This is a genomic window from Polaribacter sp. KT25b, assembly GCF_900105145.1.
Lineage (GTDB): Bacteria > Bacteroidota > Bacteroidia > Flavobacteriales > Flavobacteriaceae > Polaribacter.
Map to the genome: position 1 here is coordinate 3679349 of NZ_LT629752.1, position 20984 is coordinate 3700332.

The 20984-nt window shown below is 28.8% G+C and carries 25 protein-coding genes; 15 read left to right on the top strand and 10 right to left on the bottom strand.

All coding sequences use genetic code 11. From position 1 onward, the window contains the following. The first annotated feature begins 1 nt into the window (after nt 1). Nucleotides 2-238, top strand: coding sequence for a hypothetical protein (locus tag BLT70_RS15950; RefSeq protein ID WP_157691924.1), 237 nt, complete (start codon nt 2-4; stop codon nt 236-238). Nucleotides 239-465: 227 nt separating this feature from the next. Here BLT70_RS15950 and BLT70_RS15955 read toward each other — a convergent pair whose 3' ends face one another. Then, nucleotides 466-1941, bottom strand: a complete 1476-nt coding sequence (locus BLT70_RS15955; RefSeq protein WP_091896658.1) for a Na+/H+ antiporter NhaC family protein — start codon at nt 1939-1941, stop codon at nt 466-468. Nucleotides 1942-2024: 83 nt separating this feature from the next. Between BLT70_RS15955 and glpK the strand changes: the two genes are divergently transcribed. The 7 genes from glpK to BLT70_RS15990 all read left to right on the top strand — a co-directional run bounded on the left by glpK (nt 2025) and on the right by BLT70_RS15990 (nt 8753). Continuing rightward, a complete protein-coding gene (gene glpK / locus BLT70_RS15960; protein WP_091896660.1) occupies nt 2025-3509 on the top strand; it encodes a glycerol kinase GlpK in 1485 nt (494 codons plus the stop codon). 111 nt (nt 3510-3620) lie between these two features. Beyond that, on the top strand, nt 3621-4277 hold the full coding sequence (locus tag BLT70_RS15965; RefSeq protein WP_091896663.1) for a hypothetical protein: 657 nt from the start codon (nt 3621-3623) through the stop codon (nt 4275-4277). After that, nucleotides 4264-5319: a sensor histidine kinase gene (locus BLT70_RS15970; RefSeq protein WP_091896666.1), complete on the top strand. Its 1056-nt coding sequence runs from the start codon at nt 4264-4266 to the stop codon at nt 5317-5319. The genes BLT70_RS15965 and BLT70_RS15970 overlap by 14 nt, the downstream gene beginning before the upstream one ends. Beyond that, nucleotides 5316-5987 carry a LytTR family DNA-binding domain-containing protein gene (locus tag BLT70_RS15975; RefSeq protein WP_197678368.1) on the top strand — a complete coding sequence of 224 codons (672 nt, stop codon included), beginning with the start codon at nt 5316-5318 and terminating at the stop codon, nt 5985-5987. Before BLT70_RS15970 ends, BLT70_RS15975 begins: the two co-directional genes overlap by 4 nt. Nucleotides 5988-5989: 2 nt before the next feature. After that, complete coding sequence (locus tag BLT70_RS15980; protein ID WP_091896669.1) at nt 5990-6532, top strand: pyridoxamine 5'-phosphate oxidase family protein; 543 nt, start codon at nt 5990-5992, stop codon at nt 6530-6532. Nucleotides 6533-6630: 98 nt separating this feature from the next. After that, entirely contained in the window at nt 6631-8277 is a 1647-nt protein-coding gene (locus tag BLT70_RS15985; protein ID WP_091896672.1) for a glycerol-3-phosphate dehydrogenase/oxidase, read from the top strand. Nucleotides 8278-8420: 143 nt separating this feature from the next. After that, a complete protein-coding gene (locus BLT70_RS15990; RefSeq protein ID WP_091896675.1) occupies nt 8421-8753 on the top strand; it encodes a hypothetical protein in 333 nt (110 codons plus the stop codon). A 71-nt stretch (nt 8754-8824) separates the two neighbouring features. On the opposite strand, the gene BLT70_RS15995 is transcribed toward BLT70_RS15990, so the two are convergent. From BLT70_RS15995 to BLT70_RS16005, 3 genes are read right to left on the bottom strand one after another with little or no spacing between them, the layout of a single operon-like run. Further along, the gene (locus BLT70_RS15995; RefSeq protein ID WP_091896678.1) at nt 8825-10090 is read right to left on the bottom strand and encodes an MFS transporter; all 1266 of its coding nucleotides are present in this window, start codon (nt 10088-10090) and stop codon (nt 8825-8827) included. Between the two features lie 4 nt (nt 10091-10094). Then, complete coding sequence (locus tag BLT70_RS16000) at nt 10095-10754, bottom strand: hypothetical protein (RefSeq protein ID WP_091896681.1); 660 nt, start codon at nt 10752-10754, stop codon at nt 10095-10097. Nucleotides 10755-10797: 43 nt separating this feature from the next. After that, entirely contained in the window at nt 10798-11793 is a 996-nt protein-coding gene (locus BLT70_RS16005) for an NAD(P)H-dependent glycerol-3-phosphate dehydrogenase (RefSeq protein ID WP_091896684.1), read from the bottom strand. Nucleotides 11794-11887: 94 nt separating this feature from the next. On the opposite strand from BLT70_RS16005, the gene BLT70_RS16010 reads away from it, so the two are divergent. From BLT70_RS16010 to BLT70_RS16030, 5 genes are read left to right on the top strand one after another with little or no spacing between them, the layout of a single operon-like run. Then, on the top strand, nt 11888-13342 hold the full coding sequence (locus BLT70_RS16010; protein ID WP_091896687.1) for a lipopolysaccharide biosynthesis protein: 1455 nt from the start codon (nt 11888-11890) through the stop codon (nt 13340-13342). 2 nt (nt 13343-13344) lie between these two features. Beyond that, nucleotides 13345-14214: an alpha/beta hydrolase gene (locus BLT70_RS16015; protein ID WP_091896690.1), complete on the top strand. Its 870-nt coding sequence runs from the start codon at nt 13345-13347 to the stop codon at nt 14212-14214. A 4-nt stretch (nt 14215-14218) separates the two neighbouring features. Continuing rightward, nucleotides 14219-14650: a dUTP diphosphatase gene (gene dut / locus BLT70_RS16020; protein WP_091896693.1), complete on the top strand. Its 432-nt coding sequence runs from the start codon at nt 14219-14221 to the stop codon at nt 14648-14650. Between the two features lie 5 nt (nt 14651-14655). Continuing rightward, nucleotides 14656-15021, top strand: a complete 366-nt coding sequence (locus tag BLT70_RS16025; RefSeq protein WP_091896699.1) for a hypothetical protein — start codon at nt 14656-14658, stop codon at nt 15019-15021. A 25-nt stretch (nt 15022-15046) separates the two neighbouring features. After that, on the top strand, nt 15047-15199 hold the full coding sequence (locus BLT70_RS16030; RefSeq protein ID WP_091896701.1) for a PspC domain-containing protein: 153 nt from the start codon (nt 15047-15049) through the stop codon (nt 15197-15199). A 139-nt stretch (nt 15200-15338) separates the two neighbouring features. Here BLT70_RS16030 and recA read toward each other — a convergent pair whose 3' ends face one another. Beyond that, nucleotides 15339-16346, bottom strand: a complete 1008-nt coding sequence (recA, locus tag BLT70_RS16035) for a recombinase RecA (RefSeq protein ID WP_091896704.1) — start codon at nt 16344-16346, stop codon at nt 15339-15341. A gap of 112 nt (nt 16347-16458) precedes the next feature. Between recA and BLT70_RS16040 the strand changes: the two genes are divergently transcribed. Together BLT70_RS16040 and BLT70_RS16045 are read left to right on the top strand one after the other, a co-directional pair. Then, nucleotides 16459-17250 carry an aldose 1-epimerase gene (locus tag BLT70_RS16040; protein ID WP_091896707.1) on the top strand — a complete coding sequence of 264 codons (792 nt, stop codon included), beginning with the start codon at nt 16459-16461 and terminating at the stop codon, nt 17248-17250. Between the two features lie 4 nt (nt 17251-17254). After that, entirely contained in the window at nt 17255-17821 is a 567-nt protein-coding gene (locus BLT70_RS16045) for a pseudouridine synthase (RefSeq protein WP_302847815.1), read from the top strand. Between the two features lie 155 nt (nt 17822-17976). Here the strand turns inward: BLT70_RS16045 and BLT70_RS17190 are convergent, their stop codons facing one another. The 5 genes from BLT70_RS17190 to BLT70_RS16060 form a co-directional block, all read right to left on the bottom strand. Further along, entirely contained in the window at nt 17977-18153 is a 177-nt protein-coding gene (locus tag BLT70_RS17190) for a hypothetical protein (RefSeq protein ID WP_157691925.1), read from the bottom strand. After that, complete coding sequence (locus tag BLT70_RS16050; protein ID WP_091896709.1) at nt 18150-18596, bottom strand: GNAT family N-acetyltransferase; 447 nt, start codon at nt 18594-18596, stop codon at nt 18150-18152. Before BLT70_RS16050 ends, BLT70_RS17190 begins: the two co-directional genes overlap by 4 nt. Nucleotides 18597-18683: 87 nt before the next feature. After that, nucleotides 18684-19112, bottom strand: a complete 429-nt coding sequence (gene rpiB, locus BLT70_RS16055) for a ribose 5-phosphate isomerase B (RefSeq protein ID WP_091896712.1) — start codon at nt 19110-19112, stop codon at nt 18684-18686. Between the two features lie 680 nt (nt 19113-19792). Continuing rightward, complete coding sequence (locus BLT70_RS17275) at nt 19793-19966, bottom strand: hypothetical protein (protein ID WP_172824429.1); 174 nt, start codon at nt 19964-19966, stop codon at nt 19793-19795. 71 nt (nt 19967-20037) lie between these two features. Beyond that, on the bottom strand, nt 20038-20943 hold the full coding sequence (locus tag BLT70_RS16060; protein ID WP_091896715.1) for a diacylglycerol kinase family protein: 906 nt from the start codon (nt 20941-20943) through the stop codon (nt 20038-20040). Between the last annotated feature and the right edge of the window lie 41 nt (nt 20944-20984).

Sequence of the window (20984 nt, forward strand, 5' to 3'; positions counted from 1 at the left end):
TGTGAGTTTACGAGAAAGTGCTTATCATCTATTTTTCAAAGAAGAACAAGGTAAAGAAAGTAATGCAACATTATTTATGCATCGAAAAATTGAAAGACCATACCATATTGACTTTTGTTTTATATCAGATTATTTTGTAAACAGATTGAAAAAAGTTTCAATTGGAAAATACCAGAATTGGACTAAATTAAGTGATCACAATCCAATAATTTGTGAATTTGAAAATGAAAAAAAATAACTATACACGAACACCTTGTGAAAACCTTTCTCATATTATATTAATATAAATTACAATCTTTTCCTAGAAACCCGCGTTAGCGATTGAACGATTTGTTTGAGCTCTTTTTTGTTTTTTACAAAAAAAGCGAGTAGAGAAAGCGCGACCCTTGTGGTAACGCCCAAATTATTAAAAAAATTCGTAATTCAATTAAACAGATTGCTTCGTCATTCTTCCTCGCAATGACGTTATCCTAAAAATCCAATAACCAAATACATTAAAACAGTAATTGCACCACCAACTAACGCATAAGGCAATTGTGTTTTTACATGATCTATATGATCGCTGGCAGAAGCCATAGAAGATATAATTGAAGTATCAGAAATTGGCGAACAATGATCACCAAAAATTCCTCCACCTAAAGTTGCAGCAACTACAATGGTAATATCTGCGCCATGAATATTTGCCATTGGTACAGAAATTGCCAACATTATTGCAAAAGTTCCCCAAGAAGTTCCGGTAGAAAAAGCGATAAAAGAACTAATTATAAAAACAACTGCTGGCAACAATTCTGGCGAAAGCCATTCTTTAGTGGCATTTGCAACATAAACTCCTGTTTCTAATTCTTTACAAGCATCACCAATTGCGAATGCTAACAACATCAATAAAGCCAAAGGCATTAACTCACTAATTCCTTTTAAAGTTAAGTTTACAGCTTCTTTTGGCTTCATAATTCCTTGTATAAAATACATAATCATAGCAACCAATAAAGACGTAATTACCGCGTATAAAACAGATGATGAACCAGAACCTTCGCCAATTGCTTGTGAGGCATGATTTAAAAAAGAATTAGACTCTTTTACAGCATCCCAACCTGTATACATTAAATTTATTGGCATCATGCAAACCATTACCAATAAAGGCACAATCATGTTATATGCTTTTGCTTCAATGCCTTCTTTTGGCGGAAAAGAAGTTACAGCATCAGAAACCATTGGCTTAGAACCTTTGTTCATTAATTCGCCAGTTTCTTTTGTTCTTTCTTCGGCTTTTTTCATTGGACCAAAATCCTTTTTTGTAAAAATTATAATAAAAACCATTGCAATTGCAATCAATGGATAAAAGTTGTATTTGATGGAAGCTATCATCACAGAAAATGGTTTGTCAATTCCTTGTGTTAACAAAAGTCCCATTATAAAAGCGCCCCAAGCATTAAACGGAATTAAAATTGATGAAGGTGCAGAACTTGAATCTGCAAGGTATGCGAGTTTTTCTCTCGGAATCTTTAACTTATCAAAAATTGGTCTATATAAAGTACCAACAGTTAAAGAACTAATGCTCGTTTCAACAAATAATAATAAACCTGTTAACGTTGCTAAAACCTGAACCATAACTCTACTATAACCCGATTTTTTATTTTCTAATTTTACCAATTGTCTATTTAAAATATTGATAAAACCTTCAACTCCTCTAGAATATTGAATAAAAATTAACAAAGCGCCAACCAAAGCACTAAACATAATTGTTCTTGTATTTCCTTCGGATTGAAAAACATTTACCATTCCTTCAATCATTGCTAAAGTTCCTGTTAATGGATTCCAACCTTTAATAATTAACCAAGAAAACCAGATACCAAATAACAAAGCGATGTAAACTTGTTTTGTTTTAAGTGCTAAAATAATGGCAACAATTGGTGGTATTACTGATAGAAATCCATATTCCATAAAAAGAGTGTTTATTTTGGCTAAAGGTAATAATTTATCTACATCTTATTTTGTAAATTGCTGTTCAACTTTTTAAAATCCAAATGGCAAAAAAATATATTTTAGCTTTAGACCAAGGAACTACAAGTTCTCGTTCTGTAATTGTTGATGAAAAAGGAGTAATTATTGAAATCGAACAACAAGAAATTCAACAAATATTTCCAAAATCTGGTTGGGTAGAACATAATGCTTTAGAAATTTTAGAAACGCAGGTATCCACTTTAAAAAAAGTGATAGAAAAAGCGAATATTAATGTTGCAGATGTTATTGGTTTAGGCATTACAAACCAAAGAGAAACCACTGTTATTTGGAATAAAAATACCGGAAAACCAATCTACAATGCCATTGTTTGGCAAGACATGAGAACTGCAGATGTTTGTGAAAAATTAAAAAAAGAAGGATTAGAAAATCATATAAAACAAACTACTGGTTTAGTGGTTGATGCCTATTTTTCTGCAACAAAAATTCATTGGATTTTAGAAAATGTTCCAAATGCAAAAGTAGCAGCAGCAAAAGGAAACCTACTTTTCGGAACGATAGATTCTTGGCTCTTATGGAATTTATCCGACAGAAAAATTCATGCAACAGATTACAGCAATGCATCAAGAACGATGCTTTTTGATATCAAAAATTTATGTTGGGACGAAACAATTTTAGCAGCATTAAACATTCCAAAATCGATGTTACCAGAAGTAAAACCGTCTTCTTTTCATTTTGGTAATTATATTTTAGACGGATATAAAATTCCCATTGCAGGAATTGCTGGTGATCAGCAAGCAGCACTTTTTGGACAAGCTTGTTTTAGAAAAGGAGAAGCAAAAAACACTTACGGAACAGGATGTTTTTTATTGATGAATACAGGAACTGAACTTCAATTTTCTAAAAATGGATTGTTAACCACAATTGCTTGGGGAATTGACAATAAAGTATATTATGCTCTAGAAGGCAGCGTATTTGTTGCTGGCGCCGCCATACAATGGTTAAGAGACGGTTTACAAATTATAAAATCGGCAGAAGAAAGTGAAGCTTTTGCACTAGAAGTTGAAGGTGAAAATCCTGTAATTGTTGTGCCTGCTTTTGCGGGTTTAGGCGCTCCTTATTGGGATATGTATGCAAGAGGTGCAATTTTTGGTTTAACGAGAGATACAGGCAAAAATCACCTAATAAAAGCCACTTTACAATCTTTAGCATATCAAACAAAAGACTTGTTAGTTGCCATGCAACATGATGCAGAAATACCGTTAACTTCTTTAAAAGTTGATGGTGGTGCTTGCGAAAATAATTTACTAATGCAATTTCAATCAGATATTTTAGATGTGGTGGTTGAGCGACCAGAAATTACAGAAACCACAATAATGGGCGCAGCGTATTTAACCGGAATTTGTGTGGGTTTATGGAAACAAGAAGAAATTTTATCACACAGAAAAATTGACAAAGAATTTACTCCAGAATATACCGTTGAAAAAAGAGATCGTTTGTATAAAAAATGGCTAAAAGCAGTGGAACGTTCTAAAGATTGGATTGATTAATTACTTCTAAAACATTGTTTAACCGAGAAAAAAGCAGTGTTTGTCTAAAAAATTTCTCTTTCAATATAAACTGTTCTTTTTTTGCTTTAAATAATTTTAAATTTGATAATCATGAAAATTAGAAATGTAATTTTAGGACTTAGTTTAATACTATTAACTTCTTGCGTTGTAAAATCTTTGCATCCTTTTTATACCAAAGAAACCATCTCTTTTGATCAAAATTTTATTGGAGATTGGCAAGATTCAAAAAAAGGAAACTGGAAAATTGTTTCATTTAAAAGTGAAATGATAAAAGATAATCCGGTTGAAAAAATGAAAAAAGAGGATTTAAAATTCTACGAAGAATATAAAAATAGCTATTATATTTTAAGAGAATATGAAGGTAAAGAAGCTATTTATATTGCAACTCCTTTTATAATTAACAATCAAAAATTTTTAGATTTTTTCCCTATAGATCATCAAGAAGATGTTGATAATTTATTAGAAAGTCATTCTATTTACACCCATAGTTTAGTAAAATATGATGTACAAAAAAACGGAGAAATAGAAGTAAGATGGCTAGATGAAGATAAAATTCGAGCCCTTTTTAAAGAACATAAAATTAAGATAAAACACGAAACATTTGGTGTTTTAAACGATAAGTATCTACTAACCGCTAGTCCAAAAAAGTTACAAAAATTTATAGAAAAATATATGGCTTCTAACGATGATGAAAAATGGAAAACTGACATAAAATTCACATTACATAAGGTAAATGAATCAAATTAAACCCTTTTTAACAAGAACAAACGCTCATAATAAAGTAATTTTTAATGCTATATTATGGAGTTGTTCTTTTCTTATTCTATTGTTTCTTTTTTCTGGAAGTTCATCGCCTTCAAAAATTGATTATATTTATACAGCTAGTTTTATTTTTACACTTATAATTCCTGTTTGCATCAATTTATATTGGTTGCTTCCCACCTATCTTAAAAAAGAAAAATATGGGCTTTTTGGAATCCTTTTTATTGTAAATCTTATTGTGTTTGCAGAGATAAATCCTTGGGTTTTCAATATATTGGTCAATAATTTTTTTAACGATTACTTCTTTATTTCCTATCATAATACCATAGAAATCTATTTTATTTTTTCGGTGTTTTTTATCCTAACTGCGCTTATAAAACTTGCCGAAAATTGGGTGTATTTAAATCAATTAGAAAACAAAACACTTAAAATTCAGAAGCAACAAATAGAAAATCAATTGTATTATTTAAAAGGTCAGATTAATCCGCATTTTTTATTCAATTCTTTAAATGTTTTGTATTCGTTGGCTATCGATGAAAAAAAGGAAATTACCAATGCAATTTTACAATTATCAGATATTTTAAGGTATGTTATTTATGATGTCAATGCTGATAAAATATCCATCAGAAAAGAAATTGAATTGCTTAAAAATTACATCGAATTTGAAAAAAACAGACATGTAAATGATTCTACAATTACTTTTGATTTTAAAGTTGATGAAGATTTGAAAATTTATCCAATGTTGTTATTACCATTGCTAGAAAATAGTTTTAAACACGGATTGAAAAGTGGCGTAAAAAATCCGTATATTGATGTAAAATTAATAGCTAAAAGTAAAAAAATAGATTTTGTAATTTCTAATAACTTTCAAGAAACTAAAAAGTATAATACAAAAGAAAAAAAAGGAATTGGGTTAAAAAATATTCAAGAAAATTTAGCCATTATTTATCCTGATGAACATCTTTTTTCGATTGAAAATACCCAAACTATTTTTACTGTAAAGCTAACCATAGATTTAGAAAAATGAATATACGTTGCTTAATAATTGATGATGAACCTTCTTCGCAAAACGTACTAAAATCATTTATACAAAAAATTGATTATTTAGAATTAATACACGTTTGTAATAATGCATTAGAGGCTTTAGAGTTTTTAAAAAGCAACACAGTAGATTTATTTTTTTTAGATATTAATATGCCGCAACTTTCTGGAATCGATTTTTATAAATCATTAAAAAATCCGCCAAAAGTAATATTTACAACTGCTTATTCAGAATACGCTTTAGAAGGTTTTGAAGTTGATGCAACAGATTATTTATTAAAACCTTTTTCTTTTGATCGTTTTGTAAAAGCGGTATCAAAAGTTAAAGATTTGAATGATGCTAAAATCGATTATATCATTGTAAAATCTGACAAAAAATTACATCAGATAAAAATTGAAGATATTTATTTTATAGAAGGATTGGGAGATTACATAAAGGTTCATTTAAAAAATAACTATTTAGTAACGTATAAATCCTTAAAAATGATGCATAATTTGCTGCCAAAGTCTATTTTTATACAAGTTCATAAATCGTTTATAATTAACAAAAATAAACTAGATTATATAGAAGGCAATTTGGCAATCATCAACTCACAAAAAGTACCTTTAGGACAAAAATATAAGAAAGAATTTCTTGATCATTTTAATGCATAATTATGTCAAAATTTTACACAAAAATTACCTCAAAACTTCAAAAATTTATTGAAGCGCAAAAAATATTCTTTGTTGCAACTGCACCAAATTCTGGAAGAATAAATTTATCACCAAAAGGAATGGATTCTTTTAGAGTGCTCAACGAAAACAAAGTTTTATGGTTAAATGTTACAGGAAGTGGCAATGAAACGGCTGCTCATTTATCAGAAAATGAACGCATTACAATTATGTTTTGCTCGTTTGAAAACGCGCCAAACATTTTACGTTTATACGGCAAAGGAAAAGAAATAAAGCCAAAAGATACAAACTGGAATGACGTAATTTCTTTGTTTCCAGAAACACCAGGAACGCGTCAAATTTTTGAAATTATCATTGAATCAGCTCAGACTTCTTGCGGAATGTCCATTCCGTTTTTTGAATATAAAGGCGAAAGAAACGAGCTAAATGATTGGGCAACAGCACAAGGAAAAGAAGGAATAGAAAACTATTGGGAAAACAAAAATCAAACAAGTATTGATGGTTTGCCAACTCATCTTTTAGAATAATGCTATGATAGCATTTCCTAAGGGGAAAAATTTTATAAAAAAATCATAATTCAGATTCGTGAAAATCCGTGAAATCTGTACCGTAAAAAATAAATACCATGAACAATTTTTCATATTTCAACAGAGAAAACATCACCAACGAATTAAAAACCACAGAATTTGATGTTTTAATAATTGGTGGCGGAATAACGGGTGCAGGAATTGCTTTAGACGCAGCTTCACGCGGAATGAAAGTGGCATTAATTGAGAAAAACGACTTCGCTTCTGGAACTTCAAGTAAATCGACAAAACTAATTCATGGAGGTTTACGATACCTAAAACAGTTCGATTTTTGGCTGGTAAAAGAAGTAGGTACAGAACGCGCAATTGTACACAAATTAGCGCCACATTTAGTGATTCCAGAAAAGATGATTTTACCATTAATTGAAGGCGGAACTTATGGTTCTTGGCTAACATCCATTGGCTTAAAAGTGTATGATATTTTAGCTTCTGTAGAAGGAGAAGACAAGCGTAAAATGCTCACAAAAAAGGAAGCTTTAGAAAAAGAACCTTTGTTACCAAAAAAGATTTTAAATGGCGCAGGTTATTATGCAGAATACAGAACTGATGATGCGCGTTTAACAATTGAAGTGCTAAAAACAGCCTTAAATTATGACGCAAAAATCATAAATTATACAGAAGCTACACAATTTATTTATGAAGAAAATAGAGTAGTTGGAGCAACTGTAAAAGATGAATTTTCTGACGAAACCTATGATATTAAAGCGAAATATGTAGTAAATGCTTGTGGACCTTGGGTTGATGAATTACGCCAATTAAACAACTCTAAAACAGGCAAACGTTTACATTTAACAAAAGGAGTTCATTTAGTAGTTCCTCATGAAAAATTACCTGTAAAACAGTCTGTGTATTTTGATATTCCTGATGGTAGAATGATGTTTGCAATTCCGAGAGGAAAAGTTACCTATTTTGGCACAACAGACACCAATTTTCAAAAAGATAAAGATCATGTAAACACAAGTATTGTTGATGCGTCTTATTTAATATCTGCAGTTAACAACATGTTTCCAAAAATAAATTTAACCATAGAAGACGTGCAATCTTCCTGGGCTGGTTTACGCCCTTTAATTCATGAAGAAGGAAAATCTGCATCAGAATTATCTAGAAAAGATGAAATATTTGTTTCTGATACAGAACTTATTTCTATTGCTGGTGGAAAATTAACAGGTTATAGAAAAATGGCAGAACGTATTGTAGATTTGGTTGCTAAAAAATACAAACGTCGCTTTGATAAAGAATTTGATGACATCAAAACTGAAAAAATTGTGCTTTCTGGTGGAACTTTTAAAAACTTTAAAGAAGTAAAAAGTTATACAGATGCTATTTATAATAGAATTGCAGAAGTAGATTTCTCTCAAAAAGATGCAGAATATTTGGTGTATAATTATGGCAAACAAACGGATATCATTCTAAAAAAGTTTGATGAATATACTGATGAAAATCAGCAAGAAAAAATGATAAAAGCAGAAGTTTGGTTTACCATAAATTATGAAATGGCTTGCAACCCAACAGATTTCTTTATGCGCAGAACTGGTCGTTTATTTTTTGACACTCAGAGTGTGTATCTGTATAAAAATTATGTCACTCAACTATTTGAAAATCAGTTAAAATTAGATAAAATTACTAAAGAAAAAAATATTAATAATTTAGATGAAAAATTAATATCAATTTTAAATTTTAATTAAAAATAATATTATATTTGATAGGTTTTTCAATCATATATTTATGAAACATAGTTAATACACTCTAAATTTAAAGCTCTTTCTTTTCTGGAGAAAAGAAAAGCATTTTACTTAAAAAAATTAATTATAACATAAATATTTAAAAAATGAAAAAATTATTTACTGCAGCATTAGTGCTGTTAATCGCAGTTTCTTTTTCTGCTAAAAAAATTACAATTCAAGAAAATAAATTAGTTGCTACTTTTAAAGGTGTAACAGAAAATGATTACTACAAATTTATTGATGATCAAAAAGTAGAACACTTATTTTATGACTTAGATGAAAGCGTAGAATTAGGTTTAGAAGATGATGAAAATATTGGTAAAAAATTCTCAATTACTTGGAGTTCAAAAGAAGTTGACGAATTAAATGAAGAAGGTGATGAAACAGGCCTTAAATTGACTGTAAAAACAATCTTAACTATTGTACAAGTTAAGTAAAAATAAAAAACCGGTTGTTACATTTAACAACCGGTTTTTTTGTGCTTTATAGTATTTGATTTCTTAATTTATTACTCTTTTTCGTTTTCTTCAATATCTGCTGTAAGGTCTAAATTTCTAATCGTTGGGTTTAAAGCTCCTGTAGCAACAACAGTAATTAACGTCATTGTTCCGCCAAAAACTACGGCCGCAACAGGTCCAATTAATTTAGCTGCTAAACCACTTTCAAAAGCCCCTAATTCGTTAGAAGAACCAACAAACATTGAATTTACAGAAGAAACTCTTCCTCTCATTTCATCGGGTGTTTTTAATTGTAGAATCGTTTGTCTAATTACCATCGAAATTCCATCTGCAGCGCCACTTACAAAGAGCGCTAAAACACTTACCCAAAAGATAGAAGATAATCCAAAGGCAATCATACTTAATCCGAAAATGAAGACAGAAATCAACATTTTTTTACCTGTGTTTCTGTTAATAGGAATGTAGGTTGTTAAAAGCATAGTAACGATACTTCCCATAGAAATTGATGCGTTTAAAACACCAAAACCTTCTGGACCAACTTTTAAAATATCTTGCGCAAATACTGATAAAATTGCTACTGTTCCGCCAAATAAAACAGCAATCATATCTAAAGTTAAAGCGCCTAAAATTGCTTTATTTTGAAATACAAATAACACTCCAACTTTTAAACTTTTCATAATCGGTTCTCCAATTTTTGTATTTAAAATTGGTTTCTTTTTAATTTGAAAAAGGAAAATAAGTGATAAAATTACTAAGCCAAAAACTAGGCATAAGGTTTTATCAACACCAATCCAACTGATAAAAAATCCGCCAAATAGAGCTCCAGAAACTGTAGCTGTTTTCCAGGTACTTGTACTCCAAGTTGCCGCATTATGATATATTTTTTTAGGAACTAAAAGTGCTACTAAAGAAAAAATTGTAGGTCCAAAAAACGAGCGTAAAAATCCGCCAAAGAAAACCAACCCATAAATTGTATAAAGTGTTGCATTTGTAGACCAGTGACCTGTAATAGCATCCGAAGTTAAAAAGAACAAACCTAAACTAATTAAAGAAAAAGCAGCTGTACAAATTGCTAATAAGTTTCTTTTTTCTTTCTGATCTACAATATGACCAGCAAATAATGCCATAGAAAAAGCGGGAATAATTTCCATTAAACCAATAATTCCTAATGATAAAGGGTCTTTTGTGATGCTATAAACTTCCCATTCAATTACAATAAATTGCATAGACCAGCCAAAAACGAGTAAAAATCTAACAAATAAAAAGATATTAAATTCTTTTATTCTTAGAGCAGCATAAGGATCTTGTTTTGCCATGATATTAGCTTAATTTCATATCCATTAAAATGGCAAATGTTTGGTTGATGTCTTCTTCTTTTACAACAATTGTCATTTCGTTTGTTGTAGAAATAATTTCTTGTAAAGGAATATCTGCCCAAGCTAATTGCTTTAAAATAAAATAGTAAATACCAGATTGTTCTTGATTTTCTTTTGGTAATTTTATGGTAATAGACGCTAATTCTAAAACACTATTTATTAACGTTTCTGGTTCAAAAATTTCTTCTACAAAAGGTCTTAAGTTTTTACTAGTAACAATATTCGTCTCAAAAATTCCTTGAGAAACTGTTAAAAAATAATCAGAATTTTCTGAAGATTTGGTTAATATTTTAGCAATTTCTCGCAATAAAGATGGTGTATTTTTAAAAGTAAAATCGCACAAATCAGAACGAACAATTACATCACCTAAATCTAAAGCTAGCTTTTTTATATTTTTCCTAATACGTAATTCGCTTGCTGGTGAAAGTCTGTTAATTGCCATCATTACAGCGCCAACCTTCACGTTTTTCTTTAAAACAGTAGAAACTTCTGGTAAAATAATTCGAGCTAAAGAAGAAACATTTATCAACTTTTCGTTTAAAGCTTCTTCTATAAAAGGTGTTTTTCTAATGGTACTTTCTACAACTTCTTGTATGGTTTTCATGATAAAAGTTTAAAACTATAAATAATTGTTCAAAATTAAACAATTAATCTAATTTATTCGTCAACTTTTTAAATTCTTTTTTAGGGTTTTTATTACCGTACAAAATATTGTAAACTGCATCTATAATTGGCGTTTTAGCACCATTTTCTTCCTTTATTTTAAAAGCACTATTGGTTGCATAATAGCCTTCTGCAATCATACTCATTTCCATTTGCGCAGATTTAACTGTATAACCTTTACCAATCATATTTCCAAATTGTCTGTTTCTACTAAAAACTGAATAACCTGTTACTAATAAATCTCCTAAATAAGCAGAATCATTTATGTTACGCTTCATTTTATGCACTTTTTTAATAAAACGTTTCATTTCTCGAATTGCATTGCTCATTAATACAGATTGAAAATTATCTCCATAACCTAAACCATGTGCCATTCCTGCAGCAATTGCATAAATATTTTTTAACATTGCAGCATATTCCGTACCAATTATATCATCAGAAATTTTGGTTTTTATATAATCACTTTCTAATGCAAGAGACATTTTTTTAGCTTTTTCTTCATCTTGACAAGCAATTGTTAAATAAGACAAACGTTCCATTGCAACCTCTTCTGCATGACAAGGACCTGTAATTACACCAATATTTTCTAGAGGAATATTATATTGTATATTAAAATGTTCACCAACAATTAAACCTGTTTCTGGTACAATACCTTTAATCGCAGAAAAAATAGTTTTTCCTTTTAAAGATTTTTTTAATTTACCGAGTTCACTTGTTAAAAAAGCAGACGGAATTGCAAATATTAATACATCATAATTTGCAACCATATAATTAATGTTGCTAGACAAATCTAAGTGAGTTGCGTCTAACTCTGCAGAACTTAAATATTTTGGATTGTGGTCATTTTCTTTTATATATTTTATGGTTTGCACACTTCTCATATACCAACCAACAGTTTCTAAATTTTCTGTCAACATTTTAACAATGGCAGTTGCCCAACTTCCACCTCCAAAAACCGCAATTTTCTGATGTTCGCTCATAAATATCGAATTAGATATCAAATGTAAGAAAACTATTAACTTATAAGGAATCCTTGACTGTTTTATTATCTTTGTCTACCATAACTTTATATTTTTGAGTACCTTAAAACGTTTTTTTAAAGACACAATTATTTACGGAATTGCCGCTGTTTTGCCACGTGCAATCAATATTTTTCTAGTAAAACTACACACTTCAACTTTAGATGCAGAAAAATATGCCGTAAATACAGATTATTATGTGTACGCAGCTTATTTAAATGCATTGTTAACTTTTGGAATGGAAACTACTTTTTTTCGTTTTTTTTCAAGAGAAAAAGACAAAGGAAAAGTACTTTCTACATCATTTATTAGTTTGCTAATTTCAACCTTAATTTTCCTGTTTTTTGCATTATTTTTTAATGATGTAATTGCTGCTTTCTTCGGATTTAAAAACCCTTTATTCTTTAAATTATTAGTGTATACAATTGCACTAGATACATTGGTAGTTGTGCCTTTTGCTTATTTACGAGTAACCAATAAACCATTAAAATTTACAGCAATTAAACTTATAAATATTATTGTTTTTAGCATTTTAAATGTTTTCTTTCTGTGGTTTGTTCCGTATGCTATTCAAAATGAAATTTATCTACCAGAATCTCTTGTAAATTATTATAATGAATATCCTAAAGTAATTCACATTTTTGTTGCTGGTGCAGTTGCAAGTTTATCAACTTTTTTACTGATGATTTCTGCTGTTTTAAAATTCAAATTTAACTTTGATTTTAAACTGTTTAAAAGGATGTTAGTGTATAGTTTTCCTATTATGATTGGTAGTTTGGCTTTTGTAACCAACGAAAACTTAGACAAACTTTTATTAGGCGATATGTTAGGCGAAAAACAAATGGGAATTTACGCAGCTTGTTACAAATTAGGCGTTTTTATGACCTTATATATTGTAGCTTTTAGAATGGGAGCAGAGCCTTTTTTCTTTAATAATGCTGATAAAGAAAATGCCAAAGAAACCTATTCAAAAATTCTGACTTGGTTCACCATTTTTGGTGCATTTTTTATGCTAATTGTTGTTGTTTTTATTGATTTATTTGCAACCATTTTATTAGGAAAACCAGAATATTTCGAAGCACTTTCTATTGTACCAATTATACTTTTAGCCAACTTATTTTTAGGTATTTATAATAATTTATCAATTTGGTACAAACTAACAGACAAGACTAAATACGGAATGTATTTTTCCATTATTGGCGCTTTTATTACGATTGTTTTTAATATTATAATGATTCCTAAAATTGGTTTTATGGCTTCTGCTTGGGCAACTTTATTTGCTTTTGGCACAATGATGATTGTTTCTTATTTTGTAGGTCAAAAACATTATCCTGTAAATTATAAGCTCAAAAAAGTTACTTATTATTTAATTTCATCAACCATTTTAGGATTGGTTTCTTTTCACGTATTTAGAGGACAATATTGGTTTTCTGTGTGCACTATTTTTCTTTTCTTTGGATTGATTTATTTTAATGAGAAAATGGAAATTAAACAACTTCTAAAACGATAACGATGAAACTAAAAATACTACTGTTTTTGTCTCTTTTATTCCTGATGTTTTCTACTAAAATATACGCTCAAAAAAAGGAAAGTTCATCAGTAAATACGGATGAAAGAAAATCAACAAAAGCAACTAATGTTTCAATCCTAAAAAAAGAATTTATTATTGATGGATTAAACGATATTTCTCATAAAGTTTGGCTGTATTTACCTCCAAATTATGATAAATCAAAAGAAAAATATCCTGTAATTTATATGCACGATGCTCAAAATTTATTTGATGACGTAACTTCTTTTGTTGGTGAATGGGGAATTGATGAAACTTTAAATGAGCTCTACAAAAATACTGGAAAAAACTTTATTATTGTTGGCGTAGAAAATGGTGGAGAAAAAAGAATTGAAGAATATACACCTTGGAAACACGAAAAACATGGCGGCGGAAAAGGAGATATTTACATCAATTTTTTAACAAATGAGCTAAAACCTTTTATCGATAAAAATTACAGAACAAAATCAGAAGCAAATCAAACTGCAATTATTGGTAGTTCTTTAGGTGGATTAATTTCTTTTTATGGAGGATTGAAACATCCTGAAGTTTTTGGTAAAATTGGCGCGCTTTCTACGTCTTTTTGGTTTTCTGATAAAGTACAAATTTTTGCTAAAGAGAATGGAAATCAGAAAAATACAAAGCTCTTTTTATTAGTTGGCGAAAAAGAAGGAGATTCTATGGTTCCTGATACAAAAAACATGGAAAAACTGTTGCTAGAAACTGGTTTTCCGAAAGAAAATATTAAAACAAAAATTGTTACAGAAGGAAAACATTCTGAATCTTTTTGGAAAGCAGAATTTTTAGAAGTAATAACATTTTTATATAATTTATAAACTTATGAACGTACAAATCATTAACAAATCTAAACACGCAACACCAGCTTATGAAACAGAGGGTGCAGCAGGAATGGATTTAAGAGCAAATATTGATGCATCTATAACACTTAAACCTTTAGAAAGAACCATCGTAAAAACGGGTTTATTTATAGCTTTACCTGTTGGTTTTGAGGCTCAAGTTAGACCTAGAAGTGGTTTGGCTGCTAAAAAAGGAATTACTGTTTTAAATTCTCCTGGAACTGTAGATGCAGATTATAGAGGAGAAATTGGCGTAATTTTAGTAAATTTATCAAATGACGATTTTGTTATAAATGATGGTGAAAGAGTTGCTCAATTAGTGATTGCAAAACACGAACGTGCAACTTGGCAAGAAGTTACCGTTTTAAGCGAAACAGAACGTGGTGCTGGTGGTTTTGGAAGTACAGGCGTATAAATATTATGGATGAAATAGATTTACAACCTTTAAGAATTACTGGGAGTTGGAATGTTGAGTGGAACTTATTTTATGAAGCCGATCCTACAGAAGAAACAATGCATTATTTAGATGCTAGCTCTCTTTTGCACTTAAATAATTATAGTTTAATGAGAGCTATAAATTTAGATTTTAGACCAGAAAATGATGTAAATGGTCATTTTTATTTGCGTGTAATCAATTTAACAAAAATAGAAAACCCAAGAACTAAAAAAATTGATTATGACGGAGATTGGGAAAATTTATACTTCGAATTAACATCAAAAAGTAGAATTGAAATTGTAAAAGAAATAGAAAGGTTGGTAAGAGAAATACCTCCTTTTAAAGGATAAAAAAAGAACTAAATAAACAAAAATTATGATTTTAGGAGTATGTGAATGGTTAAGTACAAAAACACAATTTTCAGCAAAAAATATTAGAATATTATTTGTTTTATTAGTGTTGTTAGCTGGTTTTGGTGTTGGTGCCTATTTAATTCTTTGGTTGGTAAAAATATTTTCTAATGAGTAAATTAGTCTTTCTTTTAAAAAAATTGGCTCAATTTATAATACAATAAATCAAAATATTACCATAGTTTATAGCAAAAAAACTGCTGGAGATTGATTACTTCTACAGCAGTTTTAATAATAATAGTTAGAACTTTTAATACTTATTCTTGGTTTTCAATAGCTAATTTTATTTTCTTTTCTAACTCGTCTGCTAATTCAGGGTTGTCTTTAATCAATCCTTTTACAGCATCTCTACCTTGACCTAATTTAGTTTCACCATAACTAAACCAAGATCCAGCTTTCTTTACAATACCTAATTCTACACCAATATCTAAAATTTCTCCAACTTTAGATATTCCTTCTCCATACATAATATCAAATTCTGCAATTTGAAAAGGAGGTGCTACTTTATTTTTTACAACTTTAACTTTGGTGCTGTTTCCAATAACTCTATCACCATCTTTTAATTGAGTTCTTCTTCTAATATCTAAACGTACAGAAGCATAAAATTTTAATGCGTTTCCACCAGTTGTAGTTTCTGGATTACCAAACATAACCCCAATTTTTTCTCTTAACTGATTGATAAATATAACAGTACATTTTGTTTTAGAAATAGTACCCGTTAATTTACGTAATGCTTGAGACATTAAACGAGCATGTAAACCCATTTTAGAATCTCCCATTTCTCCTTCAATTTCAGATTTTGGTGTTAAAGCTGCAACAGAATCAATTACAACAATATCAATTGCACCAGAACGAATTAAATTCTCTGCAATTTCTAATGCTTGCTCACCATGATCTGGTTGCGAAATAATTAAATTTTCTATATCAACACCTAAATTTTCTGCATAAAAACGATCAAAAGCGTGTTCTGCATCAATAAAAGCAGCAATTCCGCCAGCTTTTTGAGCTTCTGCAATTGCGTGTAAAGTTAACGTAGTTTTACCAGAAGATTCTGGACCATAAATTTCAATAACTCTACCTCTTGGATAACCGCCAACGCCTAACGCTAAATCTAATCCTAAAGAACCAGAAGATATACACTCTATATCATCTACAGCAACATCACCCAATTTCATTACAGAACCTTTACCATAAGTTTTATCTAACTTAGCCAGTGTAAGTTGTAATGCTTTTAATTTTGCTTCTTTTTCTTTATCTACTGCCATGAATCTTCCTAATTTTATTTTTAAATATGGGCGACAAGTTACGAAAATCTAAATCTATTTTCCTAAAATTTAAACTAGATTTTTATCTTATTTTTACCCAAAATTTAAGTTTATGAATTCAAAGATATTTTTAAAAAATACTAATAGTATCGTTATTATTGAAAAAGGTGAGCTAATTAGTTTTCAAAAAGACAACCAAGAATATATTCATCAGAAAGGAAATCCTGGTTGGCGAAACTCTGATGATGAAATGTTTCCTGTAATTGGGCCAACTGCTAAAAATAATTTTAGAGTTCATACAAAAAATGGAGATGCAATTCAAGATCAGCATGGTTTGTTGCGTGAGTTAGATTATTCTTTGGTTTCTTCGGATGAAAACAGTGCAAAATTCATCAAAAAATATAAAAAAGATACACTTATTAACAATAGTAAATTTCCAGCTAAATCTAAAGAAGAAAATTTATCTTGGCCTTTTAATTTTACTTTTGAAAAGAATTTTACACTAGAAAATGATGTTTTAACAATCAATTTTATTATCAATTCTGATAAAGGAATGCCATTTATGTTGGGTTATCATCCGGCTTTTTTATTGTCTGATACTGGAACAGAAACTTTAGAAGCAGGTGAAGAAAAAATTACATTAGACGATATTTATAAAGTAGGTTCTAATGCTTTTCCTGTTTTAGGAACTGATAAAATTATCCTAAAAAATACTGATAAAAACGATTTAGAAATTACCACAATAGGTTTTAACAATTTTATGCTTTGGACAGAAGTTGACAACATGCTTTGTATTGAACCAATTACACAATATACTTCGTATACAGATCAAAAATTTTCTGAAGAAAATATGAGTTTATCCGAAGGTAAAAATTATTTTTCTGTTACAATAAAAGTATTATAATTTGATAGAAAAACACAGACATTTTATTATTCACAAACCTTGGGGAATGATTTCTCAGTTTGTAAATCCCGCAAAAAGGAAGAAGAAATTATTAGGAGATTTATATAATTTTCCTGCTGGAACAATGGCAATTGGACGTTTAGATGTAGCCTCCGAAGGATTGCTTTTATTAACTACGGATGGAAAAATATCCGAAAAAATTAGAAGTAGTAAATTTGAAAAAGAATACTACGTTCAGGTTGATGGAATTATAAATGAAGAAGCTGTAGAAAAACTAAAAAAAGGTGTAGAAATTGGTTTTGATGGTAAAAAATACATTACAAAACCGGGTAAAGCTTTTTTAATTAACGACCCTAAATTTCCGCTAAGAAGTCAGAAAATTAGAGATGATAGACACGGACCTACAAGTTGGGTTTCTATTATTATTAGAGAAGGAAAATTTAGACAAGTGCGTAAAATGACTGCAGCTGTTGGTTTCCCTACTTTACGATTAATTCGTGTTAGAATTGGTAACATAAAACTTGAAAATATGGAAGTTAGCGGCGTTATAGAAACTGATAAACTTATGTAACATTTATCACAAAAAAAGAAAAAATATCTTTTTAATTTTGCGTTATGAACAATTCTAACACCACATTATATATAGTAGCTGCAGTTATAATTTTACATTTTGTTGTAGGTTTTGGCTACTTAATCTATAAAATGAATAAAAAGAATGATAAATAATTATTGTTTAGTTTTTTTCTTATAATTATCAAAATATAAGGCACCTAATAATCCTGCTCCTACAATTATACCACCTAATCCATCAAAAAAAATTTGAGTTTTATAAATTGTATAAATCGATAAAAATATTGATGCAATACTTATTGCTATTATAAAATATTGAAGTGGTTTACTCATAATTTATTTTTGATCATTTTAATATGCGGAATTCCGTCTTCTAAATATTCTTCTCCTACTTGAATAAATTGATGTGATTCATAGAATTTTTTTAAATATTTTTGAGCAGAAATGGTAATTTTATCTACTTTAAAATGATCTTTTATAGCTTTTATAGATGCTTTCATTAAATCGTGACCATAACCATATGTACGTTCATCTGCAGCAACAACAACTCTACCAATACTTGCGTTATCAAAATAATCTCCAGGTTTAAAAATACGAGTGTAGGCAATAATTTTATCTTTTTTTATACCAAAAACATGTAAGGATTTTTGATCTTTAAAATCGATATCTTGATACACACAATCTTGTTCTACCACAAAAACTTCTGATCGTAATTGTAGAATTTGATATAATTCATCAATTGTAAATTCTTTGAAAGATTTTATTATGAAATTCATATATATTATTTACCTCATTGCGAGTTTACGAAGCAATTTGTTAAATAATAAAAAGATTACTTCACTTCGTTCGTAATGACAGAATGATTAACAAGAAATTTTATTAATTCTATTTTGATGTCTTCCACCTTCAAATTCTGTAGTAAGAAAAATATCTACAAACCCGATTGCTTGTTGTAAAGAAACAAAACGTGCAGGAATTGCTAATATATTTGCATCATTATGTTGTCTTGTTAAGGTAACCAACTCATTATTCCAACAAAGTGCAGCTCTAATACCTTGATGTTTATTTGCGGTCATTTGTGCGCCGTTACCAGAACCACAAAGAATAATACCAAATTCTGCTTTACCACTTTCTACTGCATCTGCTGTTGGGTGAATTGCATCTGGATAATCCATAGAATCGTTTGTATCGGTTCCAAAATTTAGAACTTTATAGCCTTTTTCTTCTAAATGTTTTATAATTTCGAATTTATATTCTGTACCTGCGTGATCGTTACCTATGGCAATTGTCATAATTTTTTAAATTAAAATAATCGTTACGAGTAAGAATAATAAAGTAATTTTAGTAAAAAAGATTACTTCATTTTGTTCGTAATGACTTAGTTATAAGAACAAAAATACAGAAACTAACGGTTATCAACAGTTATAAACAATCAAAAAAATAACTTTTTTAATAACCTTTTAATTTTTAACTCTTTAGCTATGTTATCTAATTGTTAAGAAGTATCAGTAAAGTTTTACAAGTATTTTTGGTAGTTTAAAAAAATATTACAATACAGCGAGTAGTACGATATACACAACTTTTTTTATGAGTTTTTGATAAAAGTTTATCAACATAAAATTTACAATTTGTTTACAGAGATTTGGTTATTAACTATTAAGAATTTTAGGTTAATTACTGTTTATAACTATTGTTAATAACTCTAAATTTAAATTGATTTTTAAGCTTTTAAGTAGCTTATAAGTTGTCAATGATTTTTAATAACTCAAATAAAAAAATAAAAAGTAAAAAATTTATAGTAGCTATTAACACACTATTATAACCATCATTGTTTTTTAAAATTTTTAAAAAGAAAAGTAATTATAATATAGAATGTTTATAACTGTTTAAAACGAAAAAAAAATTAAAAATTAAAAATGAATATTTTAAGAAAGAAAAATTTTTAAAAAGGAAGTAATTTTTTTAAAAGAAATTAAACAGTTTTCTTTTCTGCTTTTAAAAGAGATAAAGTGTCTTTTTGAATTTTTACAGTTTCTATTTGAGTTTCATCTTTATTTAAAGAAGTATTTATAGTTATTACAGTTACAAAAATGCCTGCAATAAATATAAATATGAATAAAGCGATAATTTTACGTAGATTTTTCATCTTTATAAGTGTAACTTCTTTTTATAAAGACGCTTAATTTTAACAAATGTTACAATTTTTTTAAGATAATTTTAAGAAATAACAAAACCAATGGCTTTTTCAATAATTTTTACTGATACTTTTCCTGTACCAATTAATTCTCCATCTGCTTGAATAAAAGGTTTAGAAGTTTGTGGAATAACAGTTATTTTTTTTGTTTTATAAGTTGCTACCTTTTTATGGTTTACAATTTTACCAGAATATAATTTAGGCAGATTAAAAACTAAGTCTAATAAATTTAGGTTTTTAGCAATGGTAATATCAAACAAACCATCCGAAGGATTTACATTTTCTGTAAACTGCATTCCACCACCAGAAAATTTACAAATACCAAAAACGGTCATTAAACAGTTTTCTTCAAAGATTTTATCATCAAAAATAATTTTAAAAACAGATTTTTTATAAAATAATAAACCAATTAATCCGCTTAATAAATAAGCAATAGATCCTAAATATTTTAAAGTTTTTAGTTTATTAACAATGTAACCATCATAACCTAAACCAGCAGCATTGTTAAAAAAAGTTGTTTTATTTTCAGTTTTTAAAACTCCAATATCTTGTAAAATGGTTTTATTTTTTTGGATGATTTCTAAAGCTTTTTCTATATTATTTGGAATATTATAGTTTTTTACCCAATCATTTCCTGTTCCTATAGGAATTACTGCAATAGTTATATCAGAAGTTTTTGTATATCTTTGCAACATTATTCCGTTAACTACATGATGTAGTGTTCCATCTCCACCAATCGAAATAATATTTCTAAAACCTTTTTGAATTGCTTTATCTACCAATTCGATTTCGTGTTTAGAAAACTGTGTAAAAGCAAAAGAAAAGTCTATTTTCTTAGTGTTTAATAATTGTTGAATTTCTTTCCATTGTTTAGAAAAATTCCGATTTCCAGAAGTAGGATTTGCAATTATAAACCAAGAATTAGACATAAATAATAATTTTAAAAGCCAAAATACAATAATTGATTGAT